This window comes from Streptomyces sp. NBC_01537, assembly GCF_045040445.1.
In the GTDB taxonomy this organism is placed as follows: Bacteria; Actinomycetota; Actinomycetes; order Streptomycetales; family Streptomycetaceae; genus Actinacidiphila.
Map to the genome: position 1 here is coordinate 768,601 of NZ_CP109392.1, position 16,803 is coordinate 785,403.

The window sequence follows — 16,803 nt, forward strand, 5'->3', positions numbered from 1 at the left end:
CCGGCGACGTGTAGGTCACGCACAAGGAGACCAGCCGCGGCGGCCTCGCGGTCAACGTCGTCGAATGCTGAGAAAATAGGCCCTGACCTGCTCCTTCGAGTCAGCGTTCGTGTTGCCTCGCGCCTCGTCGTGCTGTCCTGTGATGTCTTACCTGATCAGAGCATGCGCAGCAGGTTGACCCGTGCCACCACCGGCCTCCCCGTCACGAGCCGCCACGGCCTGCCGGGGTGGGCCGTGGCGGCGGCCATGAATTGCTCAGCGCAGCCGGTCCTTGGCCTTGTAGTACGCCCCGGCGAAGGGCAGGAACCAGGCGGTGCCGTTGTAGAAGGGCACCGGGACCTTGGGGAAGCCGAGGCCGCGCAGCGGGTTGGCCTCGGGATGGCCGTCCATCACCTCGGCCATGCGGCGGCCCATGTACGTGGCCATCTGGACGCCGTGGCCGCAGTAGCCCATGGAGTAGTACAGGCCGTCGACCTCGCCGGCGTGCGGGATGCGGTCGTAGGAGAAGCCGACGCTGCCGCCCCAGACGTAGTCGATCCCCACGTTCGCCAGTTGGGGGAAGATCTCGGCCATCTCCCGCTTCAGCACACCGCCGCTCTTGCGATCGGAGGCGGGGTCGGACGGGGCGAAGCGGGCGCGGCCGCCGAAGGCGAGGCGGTTGTCGGGGGTGAGGCGGAGGTAGTGGCCGATGTTCTTGGAGTCGACCACCAGCCGGGCCCTGGGGATGATCTCGCGGGCGAGTTCCTCACCGAGCGGTTCGGTGACGATGATGAAGCTGCCCACGCAGATCAGCCGCTTGCGGAACCAGGCCATGGACGCGGACTTGTCGGTGTAGGCGTCGGTGGCGGCCATGACCTGTTTGGCGCGGATCGTGCCGTGCTCGGTCTCGACCAGGAAGCCGCCGTCCGGGGTACGGGTCAGGGCGGTGGCGGCGTTGCGTTCGTGGATCTCCGCGCCGGCCCGCTCGGCGGCCCCGGCCATGCCGTGAAGGAACTTGCCCACGTGCAGGCCCGCGCTGAGCGGGTCGAGGAGGGCTCCGTGGTAGTAGTCGGAGCCGAGTTCGGAGCGCAGCTCGCTCTTGCCGATGAGCGTGGTCTCGTGGCCGAAGTTCTCGGCCAGGTCGCGCTGGGTGGCCTTCTGCGCCTCGAAGTGCTCGGGCTTGTACGCGACGCCGAGGCGTCCGGAGCGGTTGAAGTCGCAGTCGATCTGCTCCTTCAGCGTGATCTCCTCGACGACGTCCACGGCCTCACGGAAGGAGTCGTACAGCTCACGGGCGCGCGGCTGACCGTAGCGCTTGCGGGCCTCGGCGGTGCTGATGGTGATGCCCTGGGTGCACATGCTGCCGTTGCGGCCGGACGCGCCCGAGCCGACCTTGTCCTTCTCGACGAGGACGACGTGGGCGCCCTTGAGAGCGGTGTGGTAGGCGGTGGACAGGCCTGTGAGGCCACCGCCGATGACCACCACGTCGGCCGCTTCGGGAAGTGGCTTGCCGGTGCGGTCCGGGAGTGGTGGGGCGGTGTCGAGCCAGTAGGGGATCTGCTTCATCGTGGTGCTCCTCAGCAGCCCAGCAGGGCGGGCAGGCCGGACAGGTCGCGCAGCTCGGCGTAGGGCTGGTAGTCGGTGCTGCCGCGGCGGCCGTAGCGGTTGATCCAGACCCGGCGGGCGAGGCCGAGGTCGCGGGTGGGGATGAGGTCGTACTCCCACCCCTGGGCCGTGTGGATGACCTGGGCGGGGTCGATGTCCATGGCCTGGTACGCGTACTCGAAGGTCTGGCGGGAGGGCTTGTACGCCTTGGCCTGCTGGGCGGTGATGACGTGGTCGAACTCGACGCCGATGTTGGCGACGTTCTGGGCGATGAGGTCGTCGTCGGTGTTGGAGATGATGGCGATCTCGTACGTCGACTTCAGGGCCCGCAGGGCGTCAGGGACCTCGGGGAAGGGCCCGAAGGTGGGCACGGCGGCGACCAGCGCTTCGCCGTCGGAGGTGCGGTATTCCAGGCCGTGCAGGCGCATGGCCATCTCCAGGCTGGAGTGCAGGACCTCGTCGTAGGGGCGGTAGGCCTCCAGGACGGCCTGGAACCGCATGACGCGGAAGTCGTCCAGGAACTCGTCCACGTCCAGACCGTCGAGGTCGAGGCGGTCGGCGAGGATCTTCAGGGTGGTGGGGCCGAGCTGGAAATCGACCAGGGTGCCGTAGGCGTCGAAGGTGACGATCTGACGCATGGTGTTCAGCCTCATTTCAGACCACCCGTTCGCCGGGGGCCACGATCGTGTCGAGTGCGGCCAGGTCGGCCGCGTCGGGGGTCCAGTCGGCCGCCGCCGCGTTGGCGGTGACCTGGTCGGGAGTCATGGCGCCGCAGATCACGGAGCCCGCGCAGGGCAGTGCGGCGAGCCCGCCGACGGCTACCTGAAGCAGGGTCAGGCCGCGTTCGGCTCCGTACTCCGTCAGGGCCTCGACCCGGTCGAGGGCCGCGTCCGTGAGCCAGCCCTGCCGCCAGGAGAGCCGGCTGCCGGGCGGAGGGGCGTGGCCGCGCCGGTACTTGCCGCTGAGCAGGCCGTTGGCGAGCGGGTAGTACGGCAGCAGGCCGATTCCGGTCCGCAGGCAGGCGGGGACAAGGTCGCTCTCCACGCTGCGGTCGAGCAGGTGGTAGCGGGCCTGGGTGCTGACGAACGGGCCGGTGAGCTGCTCGGCGGGCAGGTTGGAGCAGCCGATGTGGCGGACCTTGCCCTCCGCCACCAGGGCCTCCAGGGCGGCGATCGTCTCCGCGAGCGGGGTGACGCCGTCGGGCTCGTGGTACTGGTACAGGTCGATCCAGTCGGTGTCGAGCCTGCGCAGCGAGCTCTCGACGGCGTGCCGGATGTAGGGGAGCGAGCCACGGGGGCCGTGGTGCCCGGCCTCCTCGCCCATGTCCATGCCGAACTTGGTGGCCAGTACGACCTGTTCGCGGTGGGCCTTGAGCGCCGCGCCGAGCAGCCGCTCGCCGTCGCCGCGTGAACCGCCGTCACCGTCTCCGCCGAACCCGCCGTACATGTCGGCGGTGTCGAAGAAGGTGATCCCGGCGTCCAGTGCCGCGAAAACCACGGCTTTGGTGCCGTCCTCATCGAGGCGGGAGCCGAAGTTGTTGCCGCCCAGGCCGACCACGGAGACCTGCGGCCCGTGGTCACCGAGCCGTCGGTATCTCATGAGCCTTCCCCTGAGTTTCCGAATCCGATGCAGACGTTCTTGGTCTGCGTGTAGCTCGCCAGGGCTTCGAGGCCCTTCTCCCGGCCCCAGCCGCTGTGCTTGTAGCCGCCGAAGGGCAGCTCCACGCCGGTACCGACACCGGTGGCGTTGACGTACACCTGGCCGGCCCGGATGCCGCCGGCCATGCGCAGGGCCTTGTCGATGTCGCGGGTCCAGACGTAGGAGGCGAGGCCGTACGGGCTGTCGTTGGCGATGGCGAGCGCCTCATCGGTGTCGTCGAACTCGATGACAGTGATGACGGGGCCGAAGATCTCCTCCCGGGCGGTGCGGGCGGCGTTGGTGAGGCCGGTCAGGACGGTGGGTTCGACGTAGTAGCCGTCGGCGAGTTCCGGGGCAGCGGGACTGCCGCCGCCGGCGCGTACGGTCGCGCCCTCCGCACGGGCGAGATCCAGGTAGCCGAGCACCCGGTCGCGCTGCCGGGCGGCGACCAGCGGGCCCACGTCGGGGTCCGTGAGGCCGGGGCCGACGCGCAGCGAGGCGGCGTACGACACCAGCTTCTCCAGGAACTCCTCGGCGCCGCGCTGGAGGAGCAGCCGGGTGCCGGCCGAGCAGGTCTGCCCGGCGTTGCCGAACGCCGAGCCCGCCACGGCTGCCAGTGCCAGGTCGAAGTCGGCGTCGGCGAAGACGACGACCGGGGATTTGCCGCCCAGTTCGACCACCGACGGCACCACGTTGGCGGCGGCGGTCTGGGCGACCTTGATACCGGTGGGCACGGAGCCGGTGAAGGTGACCTGGTCGATGCCGGGGTGGCCGGCGAGCGCCGCGCCCGTGTCGCCGTCTCCTGGGACGACGTTGAGCACGCCGGGCGGCAGCCCGCATTCCAGGGCGATCCGGCCGATCTCCAGCGGCGTCAGCGGCGCCTCGGGAGACGGCTTCAGCACCACCGTGCAACCGGCCGCCAGTGCCGGGGCGGAGCCCCGGGCGGTGTTCTGCAACGGGTAGTTGAACGGGATGATCTGGCCGGAGACGCCGATCGGCTCGCGGACGGTGTAGTCGAGCAGCCCGGGTCCGAGCGGGATCGTGGTGCCGCCGAGCTTGTCGGCGACGCCCGCGTAGAACTCGAAGTAGCGGGCCGCCGCCTCGACGTCGGCCTTCGCCTGGCTCAGCGGCTTGCCGACGTCCAGGCTCTCCAGCCGGGCCAGGCGTTCACCCTGTTCGCGGATCGCGCCGGCGATCCGGTACAGCAGGCGGCCCCGGTCGGCCGCTCGCGTCCGGGCCCAATCCGGTGCCTCCAGCGCCGCCTGTGCGGCGGCGACTGCCTGGTCGACGTCCGCTGCCCCGGCCAGCGAGACCTCGGCCAGGGAGGTGCCGTGCGCCGGGTCGAGGACGGTGAACGTACGGCCGTCGGCGGCGGGAGTGCGCTTGCCGTCGATGAGCAGTTCGCGTACGGGTTCGCCGGTCACGGCCGGATCTCCGCCTCGATCGCGCCGAAGATGACGACCTCGTCGCCGGGCCGCACGGTACGGATGCGGCGCACCCAGAGCACGATGCCGTCCTGGGGGGCCGTGACCTCCTCCAGGGTGTTCCCGTAGTGGTCCACGATGCTGCCGATCAGGTCGCCTTCCTTGCAGTCGTCGCCCGGCCCTGCCTTCGCGAGGAAGAAACCGCCGGCGGCCGAGCGGGCGAAGGTGCCGCTGACGGCCGTGTAGCTGTCGCGCACCTCGGCGGCGCCGTCGATCATGCCGAGCTGCCGCATGATGTTGCGGACGGAGTTGACGTGCAGGTCGACGGTCTCCTCGCGGTACGTGCCGCCGCCTGCCTCGATGGTGATCGCGGGCTTGCCCGCCTCCAGGGTGGGGTGCCGGACGGTGCCGCCCCACTTGCCGCCCTTCCACACGATCTCGTGGCCGGCCGCGAGACCGATGTCCGTGGCCAGGTCCTCGTAGCCGCCCTGGACGATGGTCAGCGGGGCGATCTCGCCGAAGGTGCCGCCAGTGTGCAGGTCCACCAGGGCGTCGATGGCCGGGACGACCTGCTCGACGAAGGTGGCGGCCAGGCGCAGGGAGTACGAGCCCTCCCCGTCGCCGGGGAAGATGCGGTTGAGGTTGAGGTGGTCCAGGCCACTGGTGCGGGCGGCGGCCTCGAAGGCCGGGGTGTTCATGCAGGGGATTCCGACAAGCGTGCCGCGCAGGGTGGCCGGGTCGGTCTCCGCGATGATGCGGCGGACGGCCTGCTGGCCGTCGTACTCGTCGCCGTGCACGCCCGCGTCCACGCACAGGACCGGGCCGGGTCCGGCGCCGTTGACGACGAGCAGCGGGATGCCCATCTCCACGCCGTAGGTGCTGGTGCCGACCGGGATCAGGCCCTGGGCGCGCTTTCCGGGGGCGCAGGTCAGCGAGCCGATGGTGTACGTCATGGTGCGGGTACCTCGTTCTTCTGCGGTGGATGGTCAGGCGATGGCGAAGTGCGCCGAGGCCTCGTCGAGGGTGTTGCCGATGATGTCCGCGATCCGGTCGAGCAGTGCGCGGTCGCTGATCAGCGGTGGGGCGATCTGCACCAGCGGCGCGGCGCGGTTGTAGACGCGGGCGAGCAGTCCGGCCTCGCGCAGGCGCCGCGGGATGAGGTCGCCGACGACGGCGGCGCGCAGGGCGTCGCTGAAGCCGCCGTTCTCGGTGTCACCGGTGAGCTCGAGGGCGTAGAAGAAACCCGCGCCCCGGACGTCGCCGACGATGGGCAGGTCACCGAGTGCGGCCATGCGCTTGGCGAGGTGGTCCTGCAGGTCGGTGACGTTCTCCAGGATCCGGTCGCGTTCCATGATGTGGAGGCTGCGCAGGGCGATCGCGGCGCTCAGCGGGTGGCCGCCGAAGGTGTATCCGTGGTTGAGGACCTCGCCGGGCCGGTTGATGACCTCGGCGACGCGGGCCCCGACCATGGTGGCGCCCATGGGGGCGTATCCGGCGGTGATGCCCTTGGCGAGGGTGATGATGTCGGGGCGGGCCCCGTAGCGGGTGCCGCCGAACCATTTCCCGAGGCGGCCGAAGGCGGTGACGACCTCGTCCGCGACGAGCAGGAAGCCGTAGCGGTCGGCGAGCGCGCGCAGTCCCGGCCAGTAACCCTCGGGCGGGGTGATGCAGCCGCCGCGGTTCTGCACCGGCTCTGCGATCAGCATGGCGATCGTCTCCGGGCCCTCGGCCAGGATCGCGGCCTCGACTTCCACCAGCAGATGCCGGGTGAAGGCGGCGTCGTCGGCCGGTCCGGCGGGCAGCCCGTAGCGGTTGGTGTTGGCCACGAACCGGGTCTCGATGGCCGGAGGCCCGTACGGCTCCTTCAGCCCGGGGTCGTCGGTCAGCGACAGGGCGCCGAGGGTCAGCCCGTGGTAGGCGCCGCGCCGGGAGATGGCCTTCGTACGGCCGGGCTCGCCACGCAGGGCGTGGTACTTCCGAGTGATCTTCCAGGCGGTTTCGACGGCTTCCGCGCCGCCGCCGGAGAAGAACGTGTGGTCGACGCCCTCTGGGGCCAGGGCGGCGAGCCGCTCGGACAGTTCGATGGCGACGGGGTGCGCGGAGGCGGACCACAGCGGGCTGAAGCACAGTTCGCGCAGCTGGCGGGCGGCCGCGTCGGCGATCTCGTCGGCGTAGGAGTAGCCGAGCTGGCAGCAGTACATACCGGAAAGGCCATCGATGTAGCGCCTGCCGTCCGCGTCGTCGATGTACGGTCCCTCACCGCGCCGCACCACGAAGACGCTTTCGCCGCCCGTGCCCAGTGAGCCGTTGGGCGTCATGTTGAGCAGGAGGTGTCTGGAGGCCGTGGCGGACAGCTCGCCGGGCGGCTGGATGGTGCGGCTCATGGGGTCTCGCTTCCGGTGGGCAGGCCCGCGGCGGACTCGACGGGCAGCAGCCCGCCCTCCTTGCCGGGGCCGAGCCGACGCACCACGCCGACCAGGGCGAGGGCCAGGACGGCGACGGCGATGAGCACCGCGCTGATCGCGGTCACCGTCGGGTCGACGTCGAACTGGAGGACGTTGAACACCTGGATCGGCAGGGTGGTGGTGTCGACAGAGGACAGGAACTGGGAGATGAAGAACTCGTCGAAGCTGGTGATGAAGGAGAAGACGGCCGCCGCGATCAGCCCGGGTGCGGCGAGCGGAAAGGTGATCCGCCTGGCGACGGTCAGCCGGCCGGCGCCCATACTGGCGGCCGCGTCCTCCAGCCGTTCGTCGATGCCCTTGAGCGTCGCGATGAGGATCATCACGGCGATCGGCGAGGCCAGCACGGTGTGGCCGAGGGCGATGGCGATCGGGCTGCCGAGCATCGAGGCCGGCTCGAAGAGCAGAAACAGTCCGAGGGCGATGACGACCTGCGGGATCACCAGCGGGGCCAGGACGAGACCATAGACCGCCGAGCGCAGCGGCAGTTCGCTGCGGACCAGCGCGGTCGCCGCCGTCATCCCCAGGATCAGGGAGAACACGGTGGTCAGGGAGGCGACCAGGACGCTCAGGGAGAGGGCCGCCGGCCACTTGCTGCCGTCCGCGAAGAGCTGGGCGTACCAGTTCATCGTCCAGGAGCTGGGCGGGAAGGAGCCGAAGGCGTCGTTGCCGAAGGAGGTGACGACGATGACGACAATCGGCAGTGCCAGGAAGAGCAGGATGAGGGTGGAGAAGACGGCCAGGCTGATCCGCCCGGCCAGGGAGGTGCGGAGCTCGGTCATGCGGCACCCCGGTTCCTGGCAGCCACGCCGACCGCCTTCAGCAGGCGCAGGAGCAGCAACCCGGCGAAGGTCATCAGCAGCAGGATGATCCCGAGCGCTGCCGCACCGTTCCACTGGTCCTGCTTCATGACCTGTTCGTCGATGAGCGAGGCGACCATGGTCTGCTTCACACCGCCCATCAGCGCGGGGGTGAGGTAGTAGCCCAGGCAGATGATGAAGCTCAGCATCGCGGCGTTGACCAGGCCCGGGGCGACCAGCGGCAGGTAGACGCGGCGGAACATCACCAGGCGTCCGGCTCCCATGCTCGCCGCAGCAGCCAGCAGCCTCCGGTCGACGCCGCGCATCACCGCGTAGAGCAGCAACACCGAGTAGGGCAGCAGCACGGAGGTGGTGCCGATGACGACGCCGGTCTCGTTGTAGAGCAGCTGGAACGGCGCGCCTGGGACGTGCAGGTCCGTCAGGAGGTTGTTCACCACGCCGTGTTCGCCGAGCAGGATGATCCAGCCGTAGGTGCGCACCAGGGCACTGATGAAGTGCGGGACGATGACGATCACCATGACCAGGCCCGCCCACAGCGGGCTCAGCCGGGAGATCGTGTACGCGAGGACGAAGCCGATGACCAGGCTGAGCAGCGAGGTCTCGGCCGAGATCCGCAGCGTGGTGAGCAGGACATCGAGGTCCGCCCCGCTGAGGGCGTCGGCGTACCAGTGGAAGGTGAAGCCGCCGGCCTCGCCCTTGATGCTGAGCAGGAGGGTGCTGAAGATCGGGTAGACGAAGAGAATCAGCAGGTAGAGGACGACGGGCGCTGCGTTCAGCAGCCCGAACCGGCCGCGGCGGCTCGCCAGGGTGCGGCGCAGTCGGCCTTTACGCGTGGTCGGCGCGACGGGGGCCGGGGCGGAGGCGAGTACGGATCCGGCCACGGCTCACCCGCCGTCTTCGGCGTCGAAGACGCTGACGTCCGCGGGATCGGCCGTCAGGCCGACCTTGTCGCCTTCGGCGGGAGCGCGGCCGGCCGGGAGTTCCAGCCGCACCATGTGCCCGTCGCCGCCGTCCGCGCGGACGGTGACCCGGACCAGGGTGCCGACGTAGGTGACCGTTTCCACGGTCCCCGTACAGAACCCGTCGCCGGGCGGGCACAGGCCGAGCCTGCCGGGCTGTACGGCGGCCCGGACCCGGTTCCCCTGCGGGAGCGAGTGCGGCCGGGTCCGCAGCAGTCCGCCGGTGTCGAGCCGTACGAGACTGTGCGCACCGTTGTCCGCGGTCGACTCCTCCAGACGGCCGGGCAGGAAGTTGGCCGCGCCGAGGAAGTCGGCGACGAAGGGGGTGCGGGGGCGCTCGAAGAGTTCCCTGGGGGTGTCGAACTGGTCGATCCGGCCGTCCCGCATGACCGCGATCCGGTCGGAGAGCACCAGGGCCTCTTCCTGATCATGCGTCACATAGATGACGGTCAGGCCCAGTTCGCGCTGGATGCGCTTGATCTCGGTCTGGAGCTGATCGCGCAGCTTCTTGTCCAGGGCGCCCAGCGGCTCGTCCATGAGGATCACCGGAGGGCGGTAGACCAGCGCCCGGCACAGGGCGACGCGCTGCTGCTGGCCGCCGGACAACTCGCGGGGGCGTCGGCGGGCCAGGCCCGAGAGCCCGGCCATCTCCAGGGTCTCGCCGACCCGGCGGCGGATCTCGGCCTTGGGTATGCCGCGCAGTTGCAGGGGGAAGGCGATGTTCTCGCCGACCGTCATGTGCGGGAAGAGCAGGTACTGCTGGAAGACGAAGCCCAGGCCGCGCTTCTGCGGGGCCAGCCGGGTCACCTCGCGTTCCCCGACGGTGATGGTGCCGGAGTCGGGCTCGACGAAACCGGCGATCATCATCAGGGTCGTGGTCTTGCCCGAGCCGGAGGAGCCCAGGAAGGTGACGAACTCCCCCGCCGCGATGTCCATGGAGACCTCGTCGACGGCGGTGGCGCCCCCGTAGGTCTTGCGCAGCGCCGTGACGGACAGCGGCTTCCCTGTGCCCGCCCCCGGCGGCGGGGTGACCGCCGCCGGGGACTCGTTCGGTGTCATGAGACCGACCTCAGGCATGCGTCCACTCCTGCCAGCGCTTGAGAACAGCGTCCTGGTTCTTGATCCACCACTCCACGTCCAGGTCGAACCCGGACTTCAGATGCGCGGGCGAGCTGGCCAGATTGCCGGCGGTGGCGGTGGAGAGCTTCTTGTAGGCGGCCGGCACGACCGGGCCCATGGGGTAGATCTCGGCGAAGTGCGCCTGCACTTCGGGGCGCAGGGAGAAGTCGATGAGCTTGTACGCGGCGTCGAGGTTGTCGGTCCCCTTGGGGATGCCCCAACCGTTGCTCTGCCGGCGGGCGCCGTTCCACTGGTACGCAAGCGGAGTGCCCTGCTTGATCAGGTCGTCGAGGCGACCGTGCCAGACGCTGGAGGCCACGACCTCCTTGCGGCTCAGCAGCACACCCGGGAGGGCGCCGGTGTCCCAGAATTTCTTCACCGAGCCCTTGATCTCGTCCAGTGCCTTGAAGGCGCGGTCGACGTCCAGGGGGTACAGGTCCTCCGGGGCGACGCCGTCGGCGAGCAGGGCGAACTCCAGTTCGGGAAGGTCCGCGTCCTGGCTCTGCAGTGACCGGCTGCCGGGGAAGGTCTTGGTGTCCCAGAAGTCCGCCCATGAGGTCGGCTTCTTTCCGCCGAAGGCGTCGGTACGGTAGGCCATGACGCTGGCCCAGTAGTTCTTGCCGAGCGCGTGCGAGGTGACCAGCGCGTCGGAGATGCCGGCGTTCTTGAAGTTCTTGAGCCGGTCGTAGTCGAGCTTCTCGGTCGCGCTCTTCTGGGCGAAGAGCACGAAGTCGGCCATCGAGTCGTCGATGACGTCGAACTGCGGCCGGCCCTGCTTGATCTGGGCGAGCATCTGCGCGTACTCGATGTTCACCACCTTGACGGCGATGCCGGTCTCCTTGGTGAACGGCTCGTAGATCGCCTTCTGATTGGCGTCGCCGTAGGTGCCGCCGCTGTTGCGGACGACGATGGTCTTGGTGCTCTTGCTTCCGCTGCTGCCGGTGGACCTGCTGGTGCCGGTGCCGCATGCGGTGAGCGCGGTCGCCCCGGCTACGCCTGCGGCGACTCCGCCGACGCCGCGCAGGAACAGTCTGCGGTCAATCCGGACATCTTTCACCGTGTGCCTCCTGGTCGTGCTGTGCCTGAAGGGATATGTGCTGGGTGAATCTCGTTCGGTCGAGCGGTCTGCGTGGGGGGAAGTGCGAGGGGGCCGAACCTGCTGCCGTTCAGCGGCCGGGGTCCCTGGGGGCTGCGATGGCGACCAGTTCGGCGCCGGGCGCGACCGTGAGGCCGTGCATGGCGTAGAAGACGCGGCCGGTCGCCGAGGCGAGGACCTTGTGCTCCTGGCCGTCGGCCGGGTCGATGACGCGGCCGATGACCTGGCCGCTGGTGACCTCGTCTCCGGAGGTGAACTCCGGGTACCACAGGCCGGTCACCTCGGCGGCGACCGCTCCGGCCCAGAGCCACTCCCGCACCGGCGGGACCGTCTCGTCGGCGGGCGGCGGCGTGTGGAGGACGCCGGTCCGGCGCAGCAGCCGGAACAGCCCGTCGAGGAGGGTTCGTACGGCGGCCGGGTCGCGTTCGCCGAGCTGGCCGGTCTCGACCAGGATGGCGGGGATGCCCTGGCGGACGGCGGCGGCGTGGCTGTTGCCGCCCTCGGCGTTCAGGCCGAGGATCACGTGCTCGAAGCCGATGGCGTGGGCGAGCTGCGCGGTTCTGTCGTCCACCTGTGGGTCGCCGGTGAGCCGGTAGCCGACGAAGTCGCGCAGCGTCTCGTCGATGCCGCCGGAGTGCAGGTCCACGTACGCGTCCGCGCCCGTGATCACGTTGGCGAACAGCCAGGCAGCGAGCCTCTCGGTGGGTCCGCCGTCCGGGTCGCCGGGGAAGACGCGGTTGATGTTCACCCCGTCCAGCGGGGAGACGCCGAGGCGGCCCTGGTAGACGGCAGGGGGGTTGGCGACCGGGCAGATCAGGATCTGGCCGTGGATCTCGTCGGACTCCAGCAGGGCGCCGAGCCGGGTGGCGGCGTCAACGCCGGTGAACTCGCCGCCGTGCACTCCGGCGGTGATCACGATCCTGGGACCGGGGTGCGTGCCATTGACGAGGGTCACCGGGATGTCCGCCGTGTGGGTGCCGAGCTCGGCCGGGACGCTGCCGCGGACCTTGCTCCCGGCCTCGGCGCGCAGCGGGCCGAGGACCATGGCCCGGTCTGCGGCTGCCTTCCCTGTCGTCATCTCGTTCCGTTCCTTGCTGTTCGGGGTTGGTTGTCCTGGCTGTTCAGGCTGCCGTGCGGCCGATCGTGGAGAGGAAATCGATCGGCTGGGGCGTGCTTCCGTCCAGCGCCAGGTCGGCGGCGATGTCGCCGAAGGCGGGCGAGAGCTTGAATCCGTGGCCGGAGAATCCGGCGAGCAGGACGACGTTGTCGTTGCCGGCGCCGGGGAGCGGGCCCATCAGCGGGCGGCTGCTCTCGGTGTAGCCCTCCATGTAGACCGACAGCCGTACGGGGTCGGGGTTCAGGTCGGGCATGTGGCGCCGGATGAGCTCGGTGAAGATCTCCAGCTCTTCCGGTTCCACCGTGCGGTCGAGCCGGTTCGGGTCGTCGACCGGGCGGTGCAGGGCCCGGGACAGCCCGAGCTTGACGGAGACGCCGTCGGGCGAGGGCAGGCCGTAGCAGTGGGTGGGCGCGGTGCGGATGAACGCGGGGCGCTCCTCACCGAACCAGTCGTCGGCGGTGGGCACGTACCAGGCGCTGAGCAGCCGGCGGATGTCCACCTCCCAGGGCAGGTCGGGCAGCAGGTCATTGACCCAGGGGCCGACGGTGACCACGGCTGCGTCGAAGCGCTCGCTCCGCCCGTCCGTACGGATCTCCACGCCGTTGCCGACGGGCACGATCTCGCGGACCGGGGTGTAGCGGTGGATACGGGCGCCCAGCTCCTCCGCGCGCCGGGCGGCGGAAAGGATCGTCAGCTCCGGGCGGATGAAGCCCGCGTGGCGGTCGAGGACCGCCGCGTCGCCGTCCTCGACGCGGAACTGCGGGAAGCGCTTGGCGAGAGCGTCGGCGTCCAGCACCTCATGGTCGAGACCGTGCTCCGCGATCGATTGGAGGACGGTGCTCATCTGCTGGTGCGCGGTCGGGCCCATCAGCAGGCAGCCGGTGAGCCGGCGCAGTTCGCGGCCGGTCTCCTGCTGCAGGTCGCCCCAGAGACGGTCGGCGTGCTGGAGCAGCGGCACGTAACGGGAGTCCTCGAAGTGGGCGCTGCGGAAGATGCGGGTCTCACCGCCGGCGGCGCTCCGGTCGTGGCCGGGGGCGAACCGGTCATAGCCGGTGACGTCGGCGCCTCGGGCCGCCAGCCGCCACATGGCCTGACTGCCCATGGTTCCCACGCCGATGACCGCGACGCGCTTCTTCGATGACATGCGGGGTTGCCTTCCTCTGAATTGGTCGGCGGGAGGTTCGGAGATTTTGAGCTTCGGCGACCGTTCCACAATGTGGCACGCCATGCTAGAATGTGACATCAATGTGGCACCGACATCCGGGGAGGTCAAGGGGTGTCCGGCAGAAATAGACCTGAAGTTAACGGGGGAAACCCGATGGAAATGAAGAGCGTCACCCGCAGCCTGCGCATCCTCGAAGCGGTCGCGCAGCACCAGCCGGTGACCGTGGGTGAGCTGACAAAGCTCTTCGGACTGCCCAAGTCCACCGTCCAGCGCACGCTGGTCACGCTCAACGAGGCCGGATGGCTGCGCGCCAGCCGGGGCGACACCACCCGCTGGGAGATCGGCGCCCGGGTACTCGCCGTCCGTCCCGCGGCCCACCAGGGCTCCAGCCTCTTCGCGGCCGCCCGCGAGCCGATGTGCCGGTTGCGGGACGCGATGAACGAGACGATCCATCTGTCCGTCCCCGACGGGCTGCGATGCATGGTCATGGTCGACCGGGTGGACTGCACCCAGGCGGTACGCACCTACCACCAGGTCGGCGACACCTCACCGATGCACGCCACGGCTACAGGTCACGCGGTCCTGGCCCAGCTCTCCGCCGAGGAGGTCGACGAGGTCATCGCGCACGGCCTGGAAAGCTACGGCGAGGAGACCATCACCGACGCGCAGCTGCTCCGAGACGAACTCGACCGAGTACGGCAGGACGGGTACGCCCTCAACCGCAACCAGTACCTGCCGGACGTCGCCGCCATCGCCGCGCCGATCCTGGCAGCCGACGGCACGCCCGTGGCCACCGTGGCCATCTCCATGCCGGCGTCCCGTTTCGACCCCGACAAGCTGGAGCAGTGGGGCCGGATGGTCGCCGACGCCGCCGCTGAGATCAGCACGCGCCGCATGGAGTGAGCGGCCTGTCCTTCAGTTTCTGGCCGATGCTCACCGGCCATGCGCAAATTGTCAATAAACGGATACTTCTGCCTCCCCTGTCTCTGTCGTGATGCCTGTGACGACGTAACCCCGGCGCTTGTCCACGACATTGCGCAGCGGGCGGCCGGCAAGGTGCCGACGCAGGTTGTCCAGGAACAGCTCTGCCTGCGCCTCCCGCCAGCCATGGACGTCGCCCGCCATGTGCGGGGAGACGATCACCCCGGGCAGGTGCCACAGCGGCGAGGAGGCCGGGAGCGGCTCGTCCTCGAAGACGTCGAGCGCGGCCCCGGCCAGCCGCCCGGCGCGCAGGGCCTCGATCAGGTCGTCCTGCACCACCAGGGCCCCCCGCCCCACGTTGATCAGCCGGGCGGTGGGCTTCATGGCGGCCAGCAGCCGCGCGTCCACCATGCCCCGGGTGTCCGGCGTCAGCGGGGCGACCAGAACCACGTAGTCGGCCTGGGCGAAGGCCGCCGTACGGTCGCTCGGGCCGTGCACCGTGCCGAAGTCGGGGTCGTCGGCGCGGTCCGCACGTCCCACGCCGACGACCCCCATACCGACCGCGCGGAGCAGGCGCGCGACGGCCCGGCCGATAGGCCCGGTCCCCACCACGAGGGCGGTCCGCCCGCCGATCCGCTCGGTCTCCCGCCATCGCCACGCACGTCGCTCCTGGTGCCCGAGGGTGCCTGGCAGATCCTTCGCCAGGGCGAGCACCAGGCCAAGGACGTACTCGGCGATCGGCTGGTCATAGATGCCTTGTGAGTTGGTGAGGATGACGCCCGGGTCGCGGACCAGCGCGTCGCACAGCACGTGCTCCACACCGGTGGCCGCGACATGGACCCAGCGCGGCGCAAGCGCCGGGTCCTGCGGCCAGGCCGCCGGTACACCGTGGAAGGCCGCGCCCCCGACGTACAGGGCGTCCGCGCCGGACAGCGCCGGGGCCAGTTCCTCCTCCGTCACCCACCGGACGTCCGCCAGCTCCTCGACAGCGACGCGGGCGGCGTCCGGGATGCGCGATCCGTCGTGCAGGCAGACGAGCTTGAGACGGTACGTCACCGTCCCACCGGGATGGCGACGTACTTGTACTCCAGGAACTCGTCGATCCCGACCCGGCCGCCCTCGCGGCCCAGGCCGGACTGCTTGACGCCGCCGAAGGGGGCCGCAGGGTTGGACACCAGGCCGGTGTTGAGGCCGACCATGCCGACCTCCAGGCGTTCACTGACCCGCAGCGCGCGGTCCAGATCGCGGGTGAAGACATAGCCGACCAAACCCCAGTCGGTGTCGTTGGCCGCGCGCAGCACCTCGTCCTCGTCGTCGAAGGTGAGCAGCGCCGCGACCGGTCCGAAGATCTCCGTACCCATCAGCCGGGAATCGCGGTCGACGTCCGTCAGCACGGTCGGCGGGTAGAAGCGGCCCGGCCCCTCCGGCGCGCTGCCGCCCACCAGCACCCTGGCGCCGCGCTCGACGGCGTCGGCGACCAGCGACTCGACCTTGGCCCGGCCCGCCTCGTCGATGAGCGGGCCGACGTCCACGCCGGGCCGGGTGCCGGGTCCCACGACCAGCGCCCCCATGCGCTCGGCCAGCCTCGCCCCGAACTCCTCGACGACCGAGGTGTGCACGAAGAAACGGTTGGCGGCGGTGCACGCCTCGCCCATGTTGCGCATCTTGGCCATCATGGCGCCGTCCACGGCCACGTCCAGGTCCGCGTCCTCGAAGACGACGAACGGCGCGTTGCCGCCCAGCTCCATGGAGGTGCGTACGACGGTGCCGGCGCACTGGGCGAGCAGGATCCGGCCGACCTGGGTGGAGCCGGTGAAGGACAGCTTGCGGATCCGGCCGCCGCGCAGCAGCGGCTCGACCACCTCACCGGCGCGGGAGGTCGTGACGACGTTGAGCACGCCGTCCGGCAGGCCGGCCTCCGCCAGGATCCCGGCCAGCGCCAGGCTGGAGAGCGGGGTCTGCGGGGCGGGCTTGAGCACCATCGTGCAGCCGGCCGCGATCGCCGGGCCGATCTTGCGGGTGCCCATCGCCAGCGGGAAGTTCCACGGCGTGACCAGCAGGCAGGGTCCGACCGGGCGGCGCATCAGCAGCATCCGGTTACGGCCGTCCGGCAAGGTGCCGAAGCCGCCGTCGATACGTACGGCCTCCTCCGAGAACCAGCGGAAGAACTCGGCCGCGTAGGCGACCTCCCCCCGGGCCTCGGCGAGCGGCTTGCCCATCTCGGAGGTCATCAGCAGCGCGAGCTCGTCGGTGCGGGAGAGGATGATCTCGTACGCCCTGCGCAGGATCTCGCTGCGCTCGCGGGGCGAGGTGCGGGCCCACTCCTCCTGCGCCGCGACGGCGGCGGTCTCGGCCAGGCGTCCGTCCTCGGGCCCGGCGTCGGCGACGTGGCAGAGGATGTCGCCGGTCGCCGGGTCGTCCACGGGCATGGTGGCGCCGTCCTCGGCGTCCAGCCACTTGCCGCCGATGAACAACTGCTTCGGTGCGTCGGTCACGG

At 70.4% G+C, this 16,803-nt stretch carries 15 protein-coding genes; 1 reads left to right on the plus strand and 14 read right to left on the minus strand.

All coding sequences use genetic code 11. The features are described 5' to 3' along the window. Positions 1-255 precede the first annotated feature (255 nt). The 12 genes from OG607_RS03840 to solA all read right to left on the minus strand — a co-directional run bounded on the left by OG607_RS03840 (position 256) and on the right by solA (position 13,364). Entirely contained in the window at positions 256-1,545 is a 1,290-nt protein-coding gene (locus OG607_RS03840) for an NAD(P)/FAD-dependent oxidoreductase (protein WP_405718728.1), read from the minus strand. Between the two features lie 11 nt (positions 1,546-1,556). Beyond that, positions 1,557-2,222, minus strand: a complete 666-nt coding sequence (locus OG607_RS03845; RefSeq protein WP_405718731.1) for a haloacid dehalogenase type II — start codon at positions 2,220-2,222, stop codon at positions 1,557-1,559. A 16-nt stretch (positions 2,223-2,238) separates the two neighbouring features. Next, positions 2,239-3,183: an aldo/keto reductase gene (locus OG607_RS03850; protein WP_405718734.1), complete on the minus strand. Its 945-nt coding sequence runs from the start codon at positions 3,181-3,183 to the stop codon at positions 2,239-2,241. Beyond that, positions 3,180-4,646, minus strand: coding sequence for an aldehyde dehydrogenase family protein (locus tag OG607_RS03855; RefSeq protein ID WP_405718737.1), 1,467 nt, complete (start codon positions 4,644-4,646; stop codon positions 3,180-3,182). The genes OG607_RS03850 and OG607_RS03855 overlap by 4 nt, the downstream gene beginning before the upstream one ends. Then, complete coding sequence (locus OG607_RS03860) at positions 4,643-5,599, minus strand: succinylglutamate desuccinylase/aspartoacylase family protein (RefSeq protein ID WP_405718740.1); 957 nt, start codon at positions 5,597-5,599, stop codon at positions 4,643-4,645. The genes OG607_RS03855 and OG607_RS03860 overlap by 4 nt, the downstream gene beginning before the upstream one ends. Before the next feature lie 33 nt (positions 5,600-5,632). Next, positions 5,633-7,030, minus strand: a complete 1,398-nt coding sequence (locus OG607_RS03865; RefSeq protein ID WP_405718742.1) for an aminotransferase class III-fold pyridoxal phosphate-dependent enzyme — start codon at positions 7,028-7,030, stop codon at positions 5,633-5,635. Then, on the minus strand, positions 7,027-7,890 hold the full coding sequence (locus OG607_RS03870; protein WP_405718745.1) for an ABC transporter permease: 864 nt from the start codon (positions 7,888-7,890) through the stop codon (positions 7,027-7,029). Before OG607_RS03870 ends, OG607_RS03865 begins: the two co-directional genes overlap by 4 nt. Further along, on the minus strand, positions 7,887-8,810 hold the full coding sequence (locus OG607_RS03875) for an ABC transporter permease (protein WP_405718748.1): 924 nt from the start codon (positions 8,808-8,810) through the stop codon (positions 7,887-7,889). Before OG607_RS03875 ends, OG607_RS03870 begins: the two co-directional genes overlap by 4 nt. A 3-nt stretch (positions 8,811-8,813) precedes the next feature. Next, entirely contained in the window at positions 8,814-9,965 is a 1,152-nt protein-coding gene (locus OG607_RS03880) for an ABC transporter ATP-binding protein (RefSeq protein ID WP_405718751.1), read from the minus strand. After that, positions 9,958-11,064 carry an ABC transporter substrate-binding protein gene (locus OG607_RS03885; RefSeq protein WP_405718753.1) on the minus strand — a complete coding sequence of 369 codons (1,107 nt, stop codon included), beginning with the start codon at positions 11,062-11,064 and terminating at the stop codon, positions 9,958-9,960. The genes OG607_RS03880 and OG607_RS03885 overlap by 8 nt, the downstream gene beginning before the upstream one ends. A 109-nt stretch (positions 11,065-11,173) precedes the next feature. Further along, positions 11,174-12,181, minus strand: a complete 1,008-nt coding sequence (locus tag OG607_RS03890; protein ID WP_405718756.1) for a succinylglutamate desuccinylase/aspartoacylase family protein — start codon at positions 12,179-12,181, stop codon at positions 11,174-11,176. A gap of 43 nt (positions 12,182-12,224) precedes the next feature. Further along, positions 12,225-13,364, minus strand: coding sequence for an N-methyl-L-tryptophan oxidase (gene solA, locus OG607_RS03895; RefSeq protein ID WP_405718758.1), 1,140 nt, complete (start codon positions 13,362-13,364; stop codon positions 12,225-12,227). 180 nt (positions 13,365-13,544) lie between these two features. On the opposite strand from solA, the gene OG607_RS03900 reads away from it, so the two are divergent. Continuing rightward, complete coding sequence (locus tag OG607_RS03900; RefSeq protein ID WP_405736526.1) at positions 13,545-14,288, plus strand: IclR family transcriptional regulator; 744 nt, start codon at positions 13,545-13,547, stop codon at positions 14,286-14,288. Between the two features lie 51 nt (positions 14,289-14,339). On the opposite strand, the gene OG607_RS03905 is transcribed toward OG607_RS03900, so the two are convergent. After that, positions 14,340-15,362, minus strand: coding sequence for a D-2-hydroxyacid dehydrogenase (locus OG607_RS03905; protein ID WP_405718761.1), 1,023 nt, complete (start codon positions 15,360-15,362; stop codon positions 14,340-14,342). Beyond that, on the minus strand, positions 15,359-16,801 hold the full coding sequence (locus OG607_RS03910) for an NAD-dependent succinate-semialdehyde dehydrogenase (protein ID WP_405718764.1): 1,443 nt from the start codon (positions 16,799-16,801) through the stop codon (positions 15,359-15,361). The genes OG607_RS03905 and OG607_RS03910 overlap by 4 nt, the downstream gene beginning before the upstream one ends. Positions 16,802-16,803: the final 2 nt, after the last annotated feature.

Coding starts and splice junctions, on each gene's coding strand:
- OG607_RS03840 (WP_405718728.1), bottom strand. CDS start 1,545: ATGAAGCAGATCCCCTACTGGCTCGACACCGCCCCACCACTCCCGGAC.
- OG607_RS03845 (WP_405718731.1), bottom strand. CDS start 2,222: ATGCGTCAGATCGTCACCTTCGACGCCTACGGCACCCTGGTCGATTTC.
- OG607_RS03850 (WP_405718734.1), bottom strand. CDS start 3,183: ATGAGATACCGACGGCTCGGTGACCACGGGCCGCAGGTCTCCGTGGTC.
- OG607_RS03860 (WP_405718740.1), bottom strand. CDS start 5,599: ATGACGTACACCATCGGCTCGCTGACCTGCGCCCCCGGAAAGCGCGCC.
- OG607_RS03865 (WP_405718742.1), bottom strand. CDS start 7,030: ATGAGCCGCACCATCCAGCCGCCCGGCGAGCTGTCCGCCACGGCCTCC.
- OG607_RS03870 (WP_405718745.1), bottom strand. CDS start 7,890: ATGACCGAGCTCCGCACCTCCCTGGCCGGGCGGATCAGCCTGGCCGTC.
- OG607_RS03880 (WP_405718751.1), bottom strand. CDS start 9,965: ATGCCTGAGGTCGGTCTCATGACACCGAACGAGTCCCCGGCGGCGGTC.
- OG607_RS03890 (WP_405718756.1), bottom strand. CDS start 12,181: ATGACGACAGGGAAGGCAGCCGCAGACCGGGCCATGGTCCTCGGCCCG.
- solA (WP_405718758.1), bottom strand. CDS start 13,364: ATGTCATCGAAGAAGCGCGTCGCGGTCATCGGCGTGGGAACCATGGGC.
- OG607_RS03900 (WP_405736526.1), top strand. CDS start 13,545: ATGAAGAGCGTCACCCGCAGCCTGCGCATCCTCGAAGCGGTCGCGCAG.